General features: G+C 66.7%; 10 protein-coding genes. 3 read left to right on the top strand and 7 right to left on the bottom strand.

Annotated elements, in window-relative coordinates:
* The first annotated feature begins 192 nt into the window (after positions 1-192).
* Entirely contained in the window at positions 193-1,122 is a 930-nt protein-coding gene (locus ABC383_RS27300; protein ID WP_413019050.1) for a rhodanese-like domain-containing protein, read from the top strand.
* Positions 1,123-1,210: 88 nt separating this feature from the next.
* Here ABC383_RS27300 and ABC383_RS27295 read toward each other — a convergent pair whose 3' ends face one another.
* From ABC383_RS27295 to ABC383_RS27280, 4 genes are all read right to left on the bottom strand, one after another.
* Entirely contained in the window at positions 1,211-1,603 is a 393-nt protein-coding gene (locus ABC383_RS27295) for a CBS domain-containing protein (protein ID WP_413019048.1), read from the bottom strand.
* Positions 1,584-4,049 (bottom strand): phosphoenolpyruvate synthase, encoded by a 2,466-nt coding sequence (gene ppsA, locus ABC383_RS27290; RefSeq protein WP_413019046.1) that lies wholly within the window; start codon positions 4,047-4,049, stop codon positions 1,584-1,586. Before ppsA ends, ABC383_RS27295 begins: the two co-directional genes overlap by 20 nt.
* A 216-nt stretch (positions 4,050-4,265) precedes the next feature.
* Positions 4,266-5,678: a M20/M25/M40 family metallo-hydrolase gene (locus ABC383_RS27285; protein ID WP_413019044.1), complete on the bottom strand. Its 1,413-nt coding sequence runs from the start codon at positions 5,676-5,678 to the stop codon at positions 4,266-4,268.
* Between the two features lie 107 nt (positions 5,679-5,785).
* Entirely contained in the window at positions 5,786-6,241 is a 456-nt protein-coding gene (locus tag ABC383_RS27280; RefSeq protein WP_413019042.1) for a universal stress protein, read from the bottom strand.
* A gap of 110 nt (positions 6,242-6,351) precedes the next feature.
* Here ABC383_RS27280 and ABC383_RS27275 point away from each other — a divergent pair, with 110 nt between their 5' ends.
* Entirely contained in the window at positions 6,352-7,554 is a 1,203-nt protein-coding gene (locus ABC383_RS27275; protein ID WP_413019040.1) for a family 1 glycosylhydrolase, read from the top strand.
* A gap of 142 nt (positions 7,555-7,696) precedes the next feature.
* Positions 7,697-8,920: an ABC transporter substrate-binding protein gene (locus ABC383_RS27270; protein ID WP_413019038.1), complete on the top strand. Its 1,224-nt coding sequence runs from the start codon at positions 7,697-7,699 to the stop codon at positions 8,918-8,920.
* A 140-nt stretch (positions 8,921-9,060) separates the two neighbouring features.
* Here ABC383_RS27270 and ABC383_RS27265 read toward each other — a convergent pair whose 3' ends face one another.
* Genes ABC383_RS27265 through ABC383_RS27255 form a run of 3 tightly spaced genes read right to left on the bottom strand, consistent with a single transcriptional unit; the run spans position 9,061 to position 14,942 of the window.
* Positions 9,061-10,500: an efflux transporter outer membrane subunit gene (locus ABC383_RS27265; protein ID WP_413019036.1), complete on the bottom strand. Its 1,440-nt coding sequence runs from the start codon at positions 10,498-10,500 to the stop codon at positions 9,061-9,063.
* On the bottom strand, positions 10,497-11,741 hold the full coding sequence (locus tag ABC383_RS27260) for an efflux RND transporter periplasmic adaptor subunit (protein ID WP_413019034.1): 1,245 nt from the start codon (positions 11,739-11,741) through the stop codon (positions 10,497-10,499). The genes ABC383_RS27265 and ABC383_RS27260 overlap by 4 nt, the downstream gene beginning before the upstream one ends.
* Before the next feature lie 21 nt (positions 11,742-11,762).
* On the bottom strand, positions 11,763-14,942 hold the full coding sequence (locus ABC383_RS27255) for an efflux RND transporter permease subunit (protein ID WP_413019032.1): 3,180 nt from the start codon (positions 14,940-14,942) through the stop codon (positions 11,763-11,765).
* Between the last annotated feature and the right edge of the window lie 35 nt (positions 14,943-14,977).

The raw sequence follows: 14,977 nt of genomic DNA, 5'->3' as shown, positions 1-14,977 counted from the left end.
ATGACAGCGCCTGAGGGCGCTGCTTTTTCCTGTCCTGCGCAGGGCTGGCGATTCCAACGCCAGCCCTGCTTGTTTTTGTCCCATGGACTCTGCCGGCGCCGCGCAGCCTCCTGGGCGTGAACAAGCGCGAGCCGTTATGCTTGCGGTTTGGCGCAATCGGCGCCGCAACGCAGGCAGAGCAAGGGAGGCGCCATGTCATGGCTGCTGCAAATGATCGAGCAGTACGGCATCGCCGCTGTATTCGCCAATGTGCTGGTGGAACAGGCCGGCGCGCCTATACCGGCCTATCCGACGCTGGTGCTGACCGGCGCGCTCGCCGCTGACGGCCGGTATGCCGCGTCCACCCTGCTGCTGGTGGCCGTGCTGGCCGCGCTCATCGCCGACACCGGCTGGTATCTCGCCGGCCGCCGTTATGGCCGCGGCATCCTGGCCTTGCTGTGCCGGCTTTCGCTGTCCGCCGATTCCTGCGTGCGCCAGACCGAAGGCGCCTTCGTGCGCTGGGGCGCGGCCTCATTGATGGTAGCCAAATTCATTCCGGGCTTTGCCTCGCTGGCCAGCGCACTCGCCGGCGCAACCGGCACCAGCGTGCTGGCCTTCCTGCTGTTCGACGCGATCGGCGCCGTCCTGTGGGCCGGTTCGGCGCTGTACCTGGGCACGCTGTTCAGCTCGACCGTGGATGACTTGCTGCGGGTGCTGGAGCAGCTGGGCCGCGGCGGCCTGTTGCTGCTGGCCCTGGTGCTGGCGGTGTTCATCGCCGGCAAGTGGTGGCAACGCTATCGCTTCATGCGCTCGCTGCGCATGGCAAGGATCTCGGTCGACGAGCTGTACCAGATGCTGCAGCAGGGCGAAAAGCCGTTGGTGGTGGATGTGCGGGCGCCGCAGTCGCAGGCGCAGGGACGCATTCCCGGCGCCATCACCATCGGTCCCGACTTCAGCGAATTCGTCGCCGGCGACATTCCGCTTGCCGACGAGGTCATCGTCTATTGCGCCTGTCCGAATGAAGCCTCGGCGGCGCTGGTAGCCAGGGAACTGCTCAAGCGCGGCTATACCCGCGTGCGTCCGCTGCAGGGCGGCATCGATGCCTGGCGCGAGGCCGGCTATGCCACCGACGGCACCCCTTGATCGATCGAGATTGCATGGCGACGCATGCCTGAGCCGCCGCCAGGCCCCTTGTCGGCATCCTTTACAGGGCGCGACGGCAACAGGCTGGTCAGGCCGGGTTTTCCGCAAGAAAGCGTTTGACGAAATCCAGCGCTGAAATCACGCCCAGCAGGTCATGCTGGCGCATTACCACCACGTGATGCACCTGCCGCTCCAACATCTGCCGCGCCACGTCGGTGGCCGGCGTATCGGCATCGACCGCCAGCGGCTTGTAGGCGCAGACCTGCCAGGCCTTCAGGCGTTCGGTATCCTGGCGCGCGGCTTCCAGGTGAAGGATGTCGGCGGCACTCAGGATGCCCAGCACCGTGCCGCCGGTTTTTTCCGTCACCGGAACAAAGGACAGCCTGTGCTGGTGCATCATGGCAGCCACTGCGGCGACGGTCTGGTCCGCCTGTGCCGTGATCACCGGCGTTGTCATCAGGTCAGCGGCGCGTAGCGTCATGGTCTTTCTCCTTGTGCATGGGCAAGGCCGGCGGCCGGGGCGGGATGCCAAGCTGCCGCTCCACCTCCAGCAGTGTCCTGATCGTGCGGATCACCGAGTCCGGGTTCAGGCTGATGGCGTCGATGCCATGTTTCACCAGAAAGGCGGACACCTCCGGATAGTCCGAAGGCGCCTGGCCGCAGATGCCGACATGGCGGCCATTGCGCTTTGCGCCTTCAATCGCCAGGCGCAGCATTTCCAGCACGCCGGGATCGCGCTCGTCGAAATCGAAGGACACGATTTCGGAGTCGCGGTCCACGCCCAGCACCAGCTGGGTCAGGTCATTGGAGCCGATGGAAAAGCCATCGAACAGGGTGGCAAAGGCGTCGATCTGCAGGATGTTGTTCGGGATCTCGCACATCACATGGATTTCCAGGCCGTCCACGCCGCGCGCCAGTCCCATGGCTGCCATCGCATCCAGCACCCGTCGCGCTTCCTCCACCCGCCGGCAAAAGGGGATCATCAGCCGCACATTGTCCAGACCCATGTCGGCGCGCACCCGTTTCATTGCCTGGCATTCCAGCGCGAAACCATCCGCATAGGCCGGGTGGGTATAGCGGGCCGCGCCGCGAAAGCCTATCATCGGGTTGGACTCGGCCGGCTCGAACCAGCGGCCGCCGGGCAGGCTGGCATATTCATTGGTCTTGAAGTCGGACATGCGCACGATCACCGGCTTGGGATAGAAGGCCGCGGCGATGGTGCCTACGCCTTCCGACAGCCGGGTGACGAAATAATCGGACGGGCTGGCGTAGGCGCCGGCCAGCGCCATGATGCGCTCGCGCTCGGCCGGGTCAGCGACCCGTTCCGGATGCGCCAGCGCCATCGGATGCGCGCGGATATGCTCGGCCACGATGAATTCCATGCGCGCCAGGCCGACGCCGTCATTGGGCAGGAAGCTCAGCTGGAACGCGAGATCGGGATTGCCGATGTTGATCATCAGCCGGGTGCCGGGCATGGGCAGGGCGGAGAGGTCGGTGCTGGTCTTGTGGAACGGCAGCATGCCGGCATAGACCCGGCCGGTGTCGCCTTCGGCGCAGGAGACCGTGACCTCGTCGCCGCTGCGTATCTTCTCGGTGGCGTCGTCGCAGCCGACCACGGCGGGAATGCCCAGTTCGCGCGCAACGATGGCGGCATGGCAGGTGCGCCCGCCGCGGTTGGTCACCACGGCCGCGGCCTGCTTCATCACGGTGCCCCAGTCGGGCATGGTGGTGTCGGCCACCAGTATCTCGCCGCGCTGGAAGCGGCCGAGTTCGGACACGTCGGCCACCACATTGGCGCGCCCCGACACCACCCCGCCGCCGACCGCGCGGCCGCTGGCGATGGCGGCGCCACGGCCCCCTCCCTCCAGCACGTATTCATCGAGCATGGCCGCCGACTTGCGCGAGGCCACGGTTTCCGGCCGCGCCTGCACGATGTAGAGCTGGCCGTCGACGCCATCCTTGGCCCACTCCACATCCATCGGCGTGGGCTGCCCGGCGCGGTCGCTGTAGTGGGCCTCGATGCGCATGGTGGCCTCGGCCAGCTCCAGCACTTCGGCGTCGCTGATGCAGAAGCGCTGCCGCTCCTGGCGTGCCACCGGCATGTTGCGGGTGGTGTCGCGGCCGGCGGCGCGGGCGTAAACCATGCGGATTTCCTTGCCGCCCAAGGCGCGCCGCAGCACGGTCCGCCTGCCTGCCCGCAGCGTGGGCTTGAACACATAGAATTCATCGGGGTCGACCGTGCCCTGGACCACGTTCTCGCCCAGGCCATAGGCCCCGGTGATGAGCACCACGTCGCGAAAGCCGCTTTCGGTGTCGAGGGAAAAACTGACGCCGCTGGCGGCGAGGTCGGCGCGCACCATCTTCATCACGCCGGCCGAGAGCAGCACCTTGAAGTGGTCGAAGCCGTGTTCGATGCGGTACATGATGGCGCGTTCCGTGAACAGGCTGGCATAGCAGCGGCGCACCGAATCCAGCAGCCTGGCCTCGCCGCTGACGTTGAGAAAGGTTTCATGCTGGCCGGCAAAGCTGGCGGTGGGCAGGTCTTCCGCGGTGGCGGAACTGCGCACGGCAACCGTGAGGGCCTCGCCGTATTGCTGGCGCAGGGCCTTGTAGGCATCGACGATTTCTGTCGCCAGCCCGGAGGGCAGCGGCGTGCCGTACACGATCTCGCGCGCCTCGTGGGCACGGCGCGCGAGATCGTCGACATTGCCCGGATCGAGCCCGTCCAGCGCCGCATGCAGCCTGCTCCATGCGCCGCCCTGTTCCAGCGTGACGCGGTAGGCCTCGGCCGTGACGGCAAAGCCGTTCGGCACCCTGACGCCCTGGGCGCCAAGCTCGCGGAACATTTCACCGAGGGAAGCGTTCTTGCCGCCGACCAGCGGCACGTCGCCCACGCCAAGCTCGGCAAACCATCGTATGAAAGTCATCGCACCGGCCCTCCTTGCTGGTCCGAAGGCGGATGCGATGCAGGGCCTGCCGGCCCGCGCGCATGGTGTGCGCCTTGTCCGGCTTCAGGATAGCCGAGCCGCTGGCGTCGCCAGCGTTTCGCGCAGCGGCGCTTGATGTGCGTCAGAGCGCGTGAAAGGCCATGCGCCAACGGCTGCCGACCAAGCATGGACCTGATCGGCAGCCGTGCTCATGCCTTACTGCGACAGCGCCTTCACCATGCGGTACATGAACTCGCGGCCGTCGTACAGCCGCGGTATCGCGACCCGCTCGTCCAGGCCGTGAGCGCGGGCATCGCTGGGTTCGCTGAAGATGCCGGAGACGCCGTACATCGGGATGTTGGCGTTGCGCATGAAGCGGCTGTCGGTGGCGCCGGTGCTCATCGCCGGTATCACCGGCACGCCGGGCCACATCTGCTCGGTCAGCTTCTCGATCACGCCGGTCACGTCGGGACGCAAGGGCGAGGCCGGGCTGCGCAGCGGCGGATTGCTGGCGACCATGGTCAGGCGCTCGCCGCCAAGGACCTTCTTCAGCGTGGCATCGACTTCGGCCGGATCGTCATGCGGCAGGATGCGGCAGTTGACGACCGCCTTGGCCGATTGCGGCAGCGCGTTCTCGGCATGGCCGGCGTTGACCTGGGTCACCACGCAGGTGGTGCGCAGCAGCGCGTTGTACAGCGGCGTGGCCGAGAGGCGGTCGATGGCGGCATCGCTGCCCCTGCCGGAGGCCACCGCGCGCATGTCCTCGGCGCGCTGGCCGGTTTCGAACTGTGCGCTGCGCTCGAAGTAGGTGCGGGTCACTTCCGACAGCTTGGCCGGGAAGCGGTAGGCGCCAAGCCGGTTCAGCGCGGCGCTCAGCTCATACATCGGATTGGTGGCGGTGGGCAGCGAGCTGTGGCCGCCGACATCCTTCACCTCGATCTTGTAGGTGGTGTACATCTTCTCCGCCACCTGCACCCGGTGCAGGATGGGCTTTCCCTGGTTGAGCTGGCCGCCGCCGCCTTCATTGATGCCGAACTCCGCGTCGATCGCGGGACGCTGGTTGTTGACCAGCCAGAAGGCGCCGTTGCTGGGAACATCGCCCAGTTCCTCGTCGGCCGTCAGCGCCAGGATGATGTCGCGTTCCGGCGTGAAGTTTTCGCGCTTCAATTGCGACAGGATGGAGACAAAGGAGGCCGCCATCGCCTTGTCGTCGGACGAGCCGCGGGCGGTGAAGTAGCCGTCGTCTTCCTTGAGCTTGAACGGGTCGGTCTTCCAGTCCTCGCGCTTGGCTTCCACGACGTCGATGTGGGCCAGCAGCAGCACCGGCTTCTTGCTGCCGGTGCCGCGGTAGCGCACCACCAGATTGCCCTTGCGCGGGTAGGGCTCGAACAACTGGATGTCTTCCGCCTTGAAGCCGGCCGCCAGCAGGTGCTTCTGCATGGCCTTTGCCGCTTCGGTATTGTTGCCGCTGGAATTGGTGGTGTTGATCTCGACCAGCTCCTTGTAGATGTCATGGAAACGCTGCTGTTCCGCGGTGAGCGGCGCGCCGTCGGGCAGGTTCTGGGCGCCGGCCCAGGCGCTGCCGGCCAGCGCGGCGGCGATGGCGGCGTTCATGAGGACTTTCTTCATTGATTCTTGTCTCCGTGGTGATGGCTGATGCCAGGGCGCGAAATGCGCGCGGCGCAATACTTTAGCCCAAAGCCGCTGTTGCCGTCAGGGACGTCGCCGCCTGCGCTTCAAGCCGGGAGATCGCGATAGACCAGCACCGGCACGGGCGAGGCCGACACCACCTTCATGGTCACGCTGCCGAGCAGCGCCTGCTGCCAGCCGCCACGGCCGTGCGAACCGATGAAGATCAGGTCGCACTGGCGCTGGCGCGCGGTGTCTAGCAGGGACTTGGCGACCGCATCGGAAAACAGCATCTCGCCGGAAAACGCAACGCCTGCCTCGGCTGCTGCCTTGCGCATTTCGTTCAGGTAGGTCTCGCCGACGGTATGCATCGAAAGCCGGTATTCGTCGTCGCTCAGGTAGCAGGGCGGCATGGTCTGGATATAGATCGGATAGCGGAATTCCGGCGCGACGAAGACGCCCACCACCTCCGCGCCGAGCTTGTGCGCAAAGCGCATGCCGGCCAGCGTGGTGGCGGCGGAAGCGGCCGAGCCGTCGGTAGGAATCAGGATCCGGGAAAACATGAAGCGACCTTAGCAGTCGTCTTGAGCGCGGTCTTGACTTCGCGCAATCCGGGAAAACCACCGACCTGATTACATGGCGCGAGGGGAGACCAGAAACACCAGGGACCGCCATGCATGGATTTCTTTTCGCAACCGGCATTGAGAACAGCTATCCGACCATACGCCAGCCGGACGGCAGCGCCAGGCGGGTGGACGAGATGCAGAAGACCGACCACTACGCCAGGTACCGGGAAGACTTCGCGCTGGCCAGGGAGCTGGACGTGGACCTGCTGCGCTATGGGCCGCCGTACTACCAGGTGCATCGCGGCGCCGGCCGCTACGACTGGGAATTCACCGACCAGGCTTTCGATGAAATCAGGCGGCTGCAGATCACACCTTGCGTCGACCTGTGCCATTTCGGCCTGCCGGACTGGCTGGGCAACTTCCAGAACCCGGAATTCCCGCGCCACTTTGCCGACTATGCGCGCGCCTTCGCCATCCGCTTTCCATGGGTGAGGCTGTACACGCCCATCAACGAGATGTACGTGACCGCGCACTTTTCCGCCAAGCTCGGCATATGGAATGAATGCCTGACGGACGACCGCGCCTTCATCACCGCCAGCAAGCACATCGCCAGAGCCAACATCCTGGCTACCGAAGCGATCCTGGAAGTGCAGCCGGCGGCGCGCTTCATCCAGAGCGAGTCGTCGGAATACTTTCATCCCTCGCATCCGGACGCCGTGAAGCTGGCGCGGCACTTGAACGAGCGTCGTTTCCTGTCGCTGGACCTATGCTATGGCTACGACCTGTGCGCCACCATGTACGAGTACCTGCTCGACAATGGCATGACCCGCGAGGAGTTTCATTTCTTCCTCGACCATAATATCCGGCCGGTGTGCATCATGGGCAATGACTACTACGCGACCAACGAGCATGTCGTCCATCCCGACGGCAGCACCCAGCAGTATGAAATGCTGGGCTATTACGTGATCACCAAGCAGTACTACGACCGCTACCGCCTGCCGGTGATGCATACCGAGACCAACAACCGCGACTATGCGCTCAATGAGAAGGACGCCCGTTCCTGGCTGGAACGCCAGTGGGGCAACCTGGTGCGGCTCAAGGAAGACGGCGTGCCCATCATCGGCTTTACCTGGTACAGCCTGATCGACCAGGTGGACTGGGACAGCCTGCTGGTGAAGGACGATGGCCAGGTCAACCGCTATGGCCTGTACAGCCTGGACCGCAAGATCAGGCCGGTGGGCGAGCTGTACCGCGACCTGATCCGCACCTGGCGCGGGCGCATCTCCAACGGCATGCTGTCGATGTACTAGGCCGCGTGATGGAAAGCGTAATGCCTTCCGGGCCCGGCAGCCTGCAGGCAATCAGGGCAGACCCCGCGGCATTGCGCCGGCTTGACATGCCCTGTCTTCCCATGGGTACCATGAAGCACCCATAACAACAGAAGGAGACACCATGCCACGCAAGATGCTTGCGGCAATGATCGCGCTCGGCTTTGCAGCCGGCGCCCAGGCGCAGTCCCGGCCGGCGGAGGCGATTTCCAACGACGTCGTCAAGATCGGCCTGCTACTCGACATGAGCAGCCTCTATGCCGACATCACCGGCACCGGCAGCGTTGCCGCCGCACAGTTGGCCATCGAGGATTTCGGCGGCAAGGTGCTCGGCAAGCCGGTCGAACTCATCCATGCCGACCATCAGAACAAGGCCGACATCGCCGCTTCCAAGGCGCGCGAATGGTACGACCGCGACAAGGTGGATGCGATCCTCGATGTTGCCGCCTCCGGCCCGGCGCTGGCGGTGGTGCCGATCGCCAAGGAAAAGAACCGGATCGCCGTCTTCAGCGGCCCCGGCTCGGCGCGGCTGACCAACGATGCCTGCACCGCCGTCACGGCGCACTATGCCTACGATACCTATGCGCTGGCCAATTCCACCGCGCGCGCCGTGGTCAAGAACGGCGGCGACAGCTGGTTCTTCCTGACCGCCGACTATACCTTCGGCACCACGCTGGAAAAGGATGCGAGCGATGTGATCCGCGCCAATGGCGGCAAGGTGCTGGGCTCGGTGCGGCATCCGCTGAATGCCTCGGACTTTTCTTCCTTCCTGGTGCAGGCGCAGGGCTCGGGCGCCAAGGTGATCGGCCTGGCCAATGCCGGCGGCGACACCATCAGCGCGATCAAGGCGGCGCGGGAGTTCGGCCTCACCACCTCGGGCAAGCAGAGCCTGGCCGGCCTCCTCGTCTACATCAACGATGTCCATACGCTGGGCCTGGACGCGGCGCAGGGCATGCTGCTGACCACCGGCTTCTACTGGGACCATGACGACGAGAGCCGCAAGTGGTCGCGGCGCTTCTTCGAGAAGACGAAGAAGATGCCGAACATGAGCCAGGCCGGCCTGTACTCCTCGGTGATGCATTACCTGAAGGCGGTGAAGGCGGCCGGCACCGACGAGACCGGCGCGGTGATGCAGAAGATGCGGGAAATGCCGGTCAACGACATGTTTGCGAAGAACGGCCGTATCCGCGAGGATGGCCGCATGGTGCACGACATGTACCTGTACCAGGTCAAGAAACCGTCGGAGTCGAAAGCGCCCTGGGACTACTACAAGCTGGTGGCAACGATTCCCGGGGAGCAGGCTTTCCAGCCGCTGAGCGCGTCCGCCTGTCCGCTGGTGAAGAAGTAACTGGCCAATGCTGGCGGGTCAGGCATCGGGGCGGGAAGGCCGCCCCGATGCGGGCCTGCTTGCACGGCAAGCCGCGCTGCATCCATCCCCATCGGCCAGGCCCGAGACCGGTAGGTCCGGGCTGATCGACGCGCCAGCGGTCAGCCACCGGCGGCGGCGCGCTGGAAGTCGCCGCCCAGCGCCTTGATCAGGAACACCGACGACAGCAGCCGCTGGCCTGCAAGCTGGGCCACCTGGCGCTGCGCGGTCAGCAGGTTCTGCTGCGCGCTGATCAGGTCCAGGTAACTGGCTACGCCGCCCTCATAGCGTGCCGTGGCCAAATCCAGCACCCGGGCCGCGCTGTCGCCGGCGCGCAGCGCTTGGGCATGCGCGCGTTCCAGTGTAGCCATGCCGCTGATGCCATCCTCGACTTCCTGCATTGCCGTCAGCACCACGCGCCGATAGCCCGCCACCGTGGCTTCATAGCCGGCCTGGGCGCCGGCCTGGTTGGCGCGGATGCGGCCGGCATCGAACAGCGGCTGGGCCAGCGATGCGCCGAGCGACCAGAGCAGGCTGGGCGCATCGAACAGCGCCGGCAGGGCGCGCGATTCCACGCCGCCGGCGGCGCTCAAGGAAATGCTGGGATAGAAGGCCGCATTGGCCACGCCGAGCTGGGCATTGGCCACCGCCATCGCGCGTTCGGCGGCGGCGACGTCGGGCCGGCGTTCCAGCAGGTCCGAGGGCAAGCCCAGCGGCACCGTGGGCACCGGCGGCGACTGCGCCGGCAGCACCCGCGACGCTAGCAGGAAGCCGGGCGCGCCGGCGCCGGTCAGGGTGCCCAGCGCATGCTCGAACTGGGCGCGCTGGCGCTTGAGCAGGTCGACCTGGGTCAGGGTGCTGTCGAGCAGCGCCTGCTGCTGCGCTACGTCCAGGCCCGACACCGCGCCGAGATCATGGCGGTCGCTGGCCAGCTCCAGCGCGCGCCGCTGCAGCGCCACCGAACGCGCCACCACGTCCAGTTCCGTGTCGACGGTGCGCAGGTTGAAGTAGGCGGTGGCCACGTCCGCGGTCAGCAGCAGGCGGGCGTTTTCCAGGTCGATGGCGGACTGCTCGGCCGACGCGGTGGCGCCGGCGATATTGCTGGCGATGCGGCCGAACAGGTCGGCTTCATAGCTCACGCTCAACTGGGCGATTGCGTCGTTCTGCACGGTGGAGAAGTTCTCCGACCTGTAATTGGTGAGCGGGCGATTGGCCGAGATGCGCTGGCGCGCGCCGCGCAGGTTCAGGCCCAGCTGCGGATAGCGCGCAGCCAGCGCCGCATCCAGCGCGGCCTGGGCCTGGGCCAGGCGCGCGCCGGCCAGCGCCAGCGTCGGGCTGTTGTCCAGCGCGCGCCGCTGCAGCGCATCGAGCTCGGCATCGCCGAAGCGCTGCCACCACGGGCCGCGCGCGGCGCCGTCATCCGGGCGGGCTTCGCGCCACGGCGCCTCCAGCGTCCATGCGGCGGGCAGGTTCAGCGCCGGCTTGCGCATCTCGGGCGGCGTGGCGCAGCCGGCCAGCAGGGCGGCGGCGAGGATGCCGGCCAGCCGGTAGGGCCGCGTCATGGGGCGGGCCGGGTCTGGCTGCCGTTGCCGGCCTTCGCGGCCGGGGCATCGGCAACCACCTCGACCAGGTCGTTTTCGGCCAGCGCATCCGGCGGATTCAGCACCAGCCGGTCGGCCGGGTCGACGCCTTCCAGCACTTCCACGGTCTGGCCGAAGTTGCGGCCGATGCGCACCGGCTTCAGATGAACGCGCCCGGCCTGGTCCACCGCGGCCACCTTGGGTCCGGCGCTGCCGAAGATCAGGGCATTGGTCGACATCGTCAGCGCCGAACTCGTCACCGGCAGCGCCACCTGCACATAGGCGCCGGGCAGCAGCGCATTGTCGCGGTTGGGCAGGCCGATCTCGACCTGCATGGTGCGGGTTGCGCTGTCGATCGCGGCTGCGGTGCGTTCCACCTTGCCTTCGAAGTTGCGGCCGGCCAGCTCGGGCTGGCTGACGGTCACCTTCTGGCCGGCCTGCACCAGCTGCGAATAGGACTGCGGCACGTTGACATAGATGCGCAGCGGATCGGTCTGGGTCAGCAGGAACAGCGCGCGGCTGGCGCCGCCGCCGGCGTCGATCAGGTCGCCGACGTCCACATTGCGGCGCGTGATCACGCCGGCGAAGGGCGCCGTCACCCGCTTGAAGGCTCCCAGCTGGCGCAGCCGCTCGATGTTGGCATCGACCGCGGCCAGGTTGGCGCGCGCCTGCGCATGGGCGCTACGCTTTTCATCCAGGTCCTGCTGCGACACAGCGTCCTTCTTGCGCAGCGCTTCCCAGCGTTCCATCGTGCTCTGCGCCAGCATCAAGCTGGCCGCGGTCTGCGCCCGCGCGGCAACCGCCTGCGTCAGCTGCTGGTCGATTTCCGGGGTCTCGATCTCGGCCAGCAGTTCGCCCTTGGCCACGCGGCTGCCGATGTCCCTGGTCCAGCGCTTCAGATAACCGCTGGCGCGCGCCGCCACCGGCGACTGGGTGTAGCCCTGCAAGGTGCCGGGCAGCACCAGCGGCTGACCCGCCGCGCCGGCCTTGGGCGAGGCCACCCGCACATGCAGCTTGCCGTTGCTGGCGGCCACCGCCTCCAGCGCATGGGCATTCGACATGCGGCTGACCATGGTGCGCGCCGCGCCCACGCCCAACAGCACCAGCACCACGGCCGCGCTGATCTTCGCGCGCCGCAGCAGCTGCCTGCGCTTGTGCATATCGGCGGCCTCATCCTCGTGCGGCAGATGCTGCGTCAGGCCGGAATGGCGTTGCTCGGACATGTAATGCGTCTCCTGTTGCGTTTAGTGGGCTGCCGGCTGCATGCCGGCGCGTGCCGCGTGGCGCACGGCCAGGCGCTGGTGGACGGCCGCGTAGACGACCGGCACGAAGAACAGCGTCGAGACCGTGGCGAACAGCAGGCCGCCGATCACGGCCAGTCCCAGCGGCGCATTCTGCTCGCCGCCTTCGCCGATGCCCAGCGCCATCGGGATCATGCCGATGATCATGGCCAGCGCTGTCATCAGCACCGGCCGGATGCGGGTTGCGCCGCCTTCCAGCGCCGCGGCAAGAATCGGTATGCCGTCGGCCCGGCGCTGCCGCGCGAAGTCCACCAGCAGGATGCTGTTGGCGGTGGCCACGCCGACCGTCATGATGGCGCCGGTCAGCGCCGGCACGCTCAACGTGGTGCCGGTGATGAACAGCATCCAGGCAATGCCAGCCAGCGCCGCCGGCAGCGCCGCGATGATGATCGCGGCGTCGATCCATGACTGGAAGTTCACCACGATCAGCAGGTACACCAGCACGATGGCCATGGCCAGGCCGGTCAGCAGGCCGGCAAACGATGACTGCATGGTTTCGACCTGGCCGCGCACCGCGACCTGGCTGCCGCGCGGCAGCCTGGAACGGATCTTCTCGACTTCGGCATTGACCTGGCGCGCCACGCTGGCGAGATCGGTGCCCTGTACGCTGACATAGAGATCAATCACCGGCGTGATGTTGTAGCGCGAGACGATGGGCAGGCTCTGTCCCGGTTTGGCTTCGGCCAGGTTGCCCAGCAGCTGCGGGGTGGCGCCCGGCGCGGCGGCGCTCGCGGCCACCGGGATGTTGAGCAGCGCATCGAGCGAATCGACGCGATATTGCGGCGCCTGCACCGCAACGTTGTAGACCACGCCGTTCTGCGGATTGAGCCAGAACGCGGGGGCGGTCTGGGAGCTGCCCGACAGCGCGATCAGCAGATTCTGGCCCACGTTGGCGACGCTGAGCCCGAGCTGCTGCAGGCGCGAGCGGTCGACCTGCAGTTCCAGGGTCGGGTTGTCCAGCTTCTGGTGCACATGCACGTCGACTGCGCCCGGTATCTTCCTGATCGCCTTCGCCAGCTCGCCGGCCAGCGCGGCATTGCCGGCGATGTTGTTCCCCGACAGTTGCACATCGATCGCGGCCGGCAGGCCGAAGTTCAGGATCTGCGTGATGATGTCGGCCGGCTGGAAGAAGAACTCCACGCCGGGAAAGCGGCGTGGCAGCTCGGCGCGCAGGCGGCTGATGAATTCCGTGGTGGGCCGGTGACCTTCATGCAGCGACAGCAGGATCTCGCCATCCATCGCGCCGATGGTGCCGGCATTGCTGTAGGACAGGTTGATGCCGCTGTTGGGCACGCCGAGGTTGTCCAGGATGGTGTCGAGCTGGTCGGCTGGAATGATCTCGCGTATCGCCGCCTCGACCCGGTCGGCCAGCAGCGCGGTCTCCTCGATGCGGGTGCCGGTGGGCGCGCGCATGTGCAGCCGGATCTGCCCGGCGTCGACGGTGGGGAAGAAATCGCGGCCGAGGAAGGGAAAGAGGAGGGTGGAGAGCAGGCAGAAGCCGAGGAACAGCATCAGGAAGCCGCGCCGGCGCGACAGCAGCGTCGACAGGATCAGCATGTAGGCGCGCCGCACCTGCTCGAAACGGCGGTCGAAGGCGCGGTACAGCCGTTGCAGCAGGCTGGGCTTGGCGCCATCCTGCGCGCCATGGCCACGCATGAACAGCATCACCAGTGTCGGCACCAGGGTGCGCGATAGCAGGTAGGAGGCCGCCATCGCGAACACCACCGCCTCGGCCAGCGGCACGAACAGGAAGCGCGCCACGCCTGAGAGGAAGAACATCGGCACGAATACGATGCAGATGCACAGCGTGGCCACCAGCACCGGAATGCCGATCTCGCCGGCGCCTGTCAGGATCGCGTCTTCCAGGCTGGCGCCGAGCTGCATGTGGCGCTCGATGTTCTCGATGGTGACGATGGCCTGGTCGACCAGGATGCCGACCGACAGCGCCAGCCCGCCCAGCGTCATCAGGTTCAGTGTCTGGCCCATCAGGTACAGCATCTGGATGGACGCCAGGATGGACAGTGGGATGGTGGCGGCAATGATCAGGGTGCTGCGCCAGTTGCCAAGAAAGAGCAGCACCATGGCCGCGGTCAGGCCGGCCGCGATCACTGCTTCGGCCACCACGCCCTTGATCGCGGCCTTGACGAACACCGACTGGTCAAACAGCGGCGTGACCTTGATGTCAGGCGACATGGTCTGCAGCGCAACCGGCAGCATCGCGCGCAGGTTCTCGACGATGTCCAGCGTCGAGGCGCCGCCGTTCTTCAGCACCGACAGCAGCACGCCGCGCTCGCCGTCGCGCCGCACCACATTGGTCTGCGGCGAGAAGCCGTCGCGCACCTGGGCCACGTCGCGCACATAGGTGGTGGCGCCGCCGGCGGTGCGCACCGGCATGTCGTTCAATCCGGCGATGGCGTCGGGCGAACTGTTCATGCGCACGTTGTACTCGGTCTCGCCGAACTTGGCGGTGCCGGAGGGCAGGATCAGGTTCTGGGTATTGACGGCATTGACCACGTCGATCGGCGCCATGCCGCGCGACTGCAGCGCCTGCATGTCGAGGTCGACCGAGATCAGGCGAATCTTGCCGCCGTAGGGGAAGGGGATGGCCACGCCCGGTATCGTCACCAGCTGCGGCCGCAGCTGGTTGACGGCGGCGTCGAACACGGTCTGCTCGGGCAGCGAGGTGGACGACAGCGCCAGCTGTATCACCGGGATGCTCGAGGCCGAATACTTGATCACCAGCGGCGGCGTGATGCCCGGCGGCAGCTGCCGCACCTGGGTCTGCACCGAGGCCACGGTCTGCGCGATCGCGGTCTGGATGTTGGCGGTGGGCTGGAAAAAGATCTTGATGACGGTCACGCCCGACAGCGACTGCGACTCGATATGCTCGATGTCGCTGACGGTGGTGGTCAGCCCGCGCTCGGTCTGCGCCGCCACCCGCTGCCCCATCTCCTGTGCCGACAGGCCGTTGTAGTTCCAGATGATACTGATGACCGGGATGTCGATCTCGGGGAAGATGTCGGTGGCCATCTTGCGCAGCACGAACGGCGTGGCAAGCAGGATCAGCAGCGCCATCACGATGAAGGTGTAGGGCCGGCGCAGTGCAAGTTGGACCATGGACATGATGGCGAGGCGGGCTGAGCAAAAATGGCTTTGAT

The organism is Noviherbaspirillum phoenicis (assembly GCF_047237965.1).
Taxonomy (GTDB): Bacteria; Pseudomonadota; Gammaproteobacteria; order Burkholderiales; family Burkholderiaceae_D; genus Noviherbaspirillum_A.
This window is presented reverse-complemented; position numbering and strand designations above follow the sequence as displayed.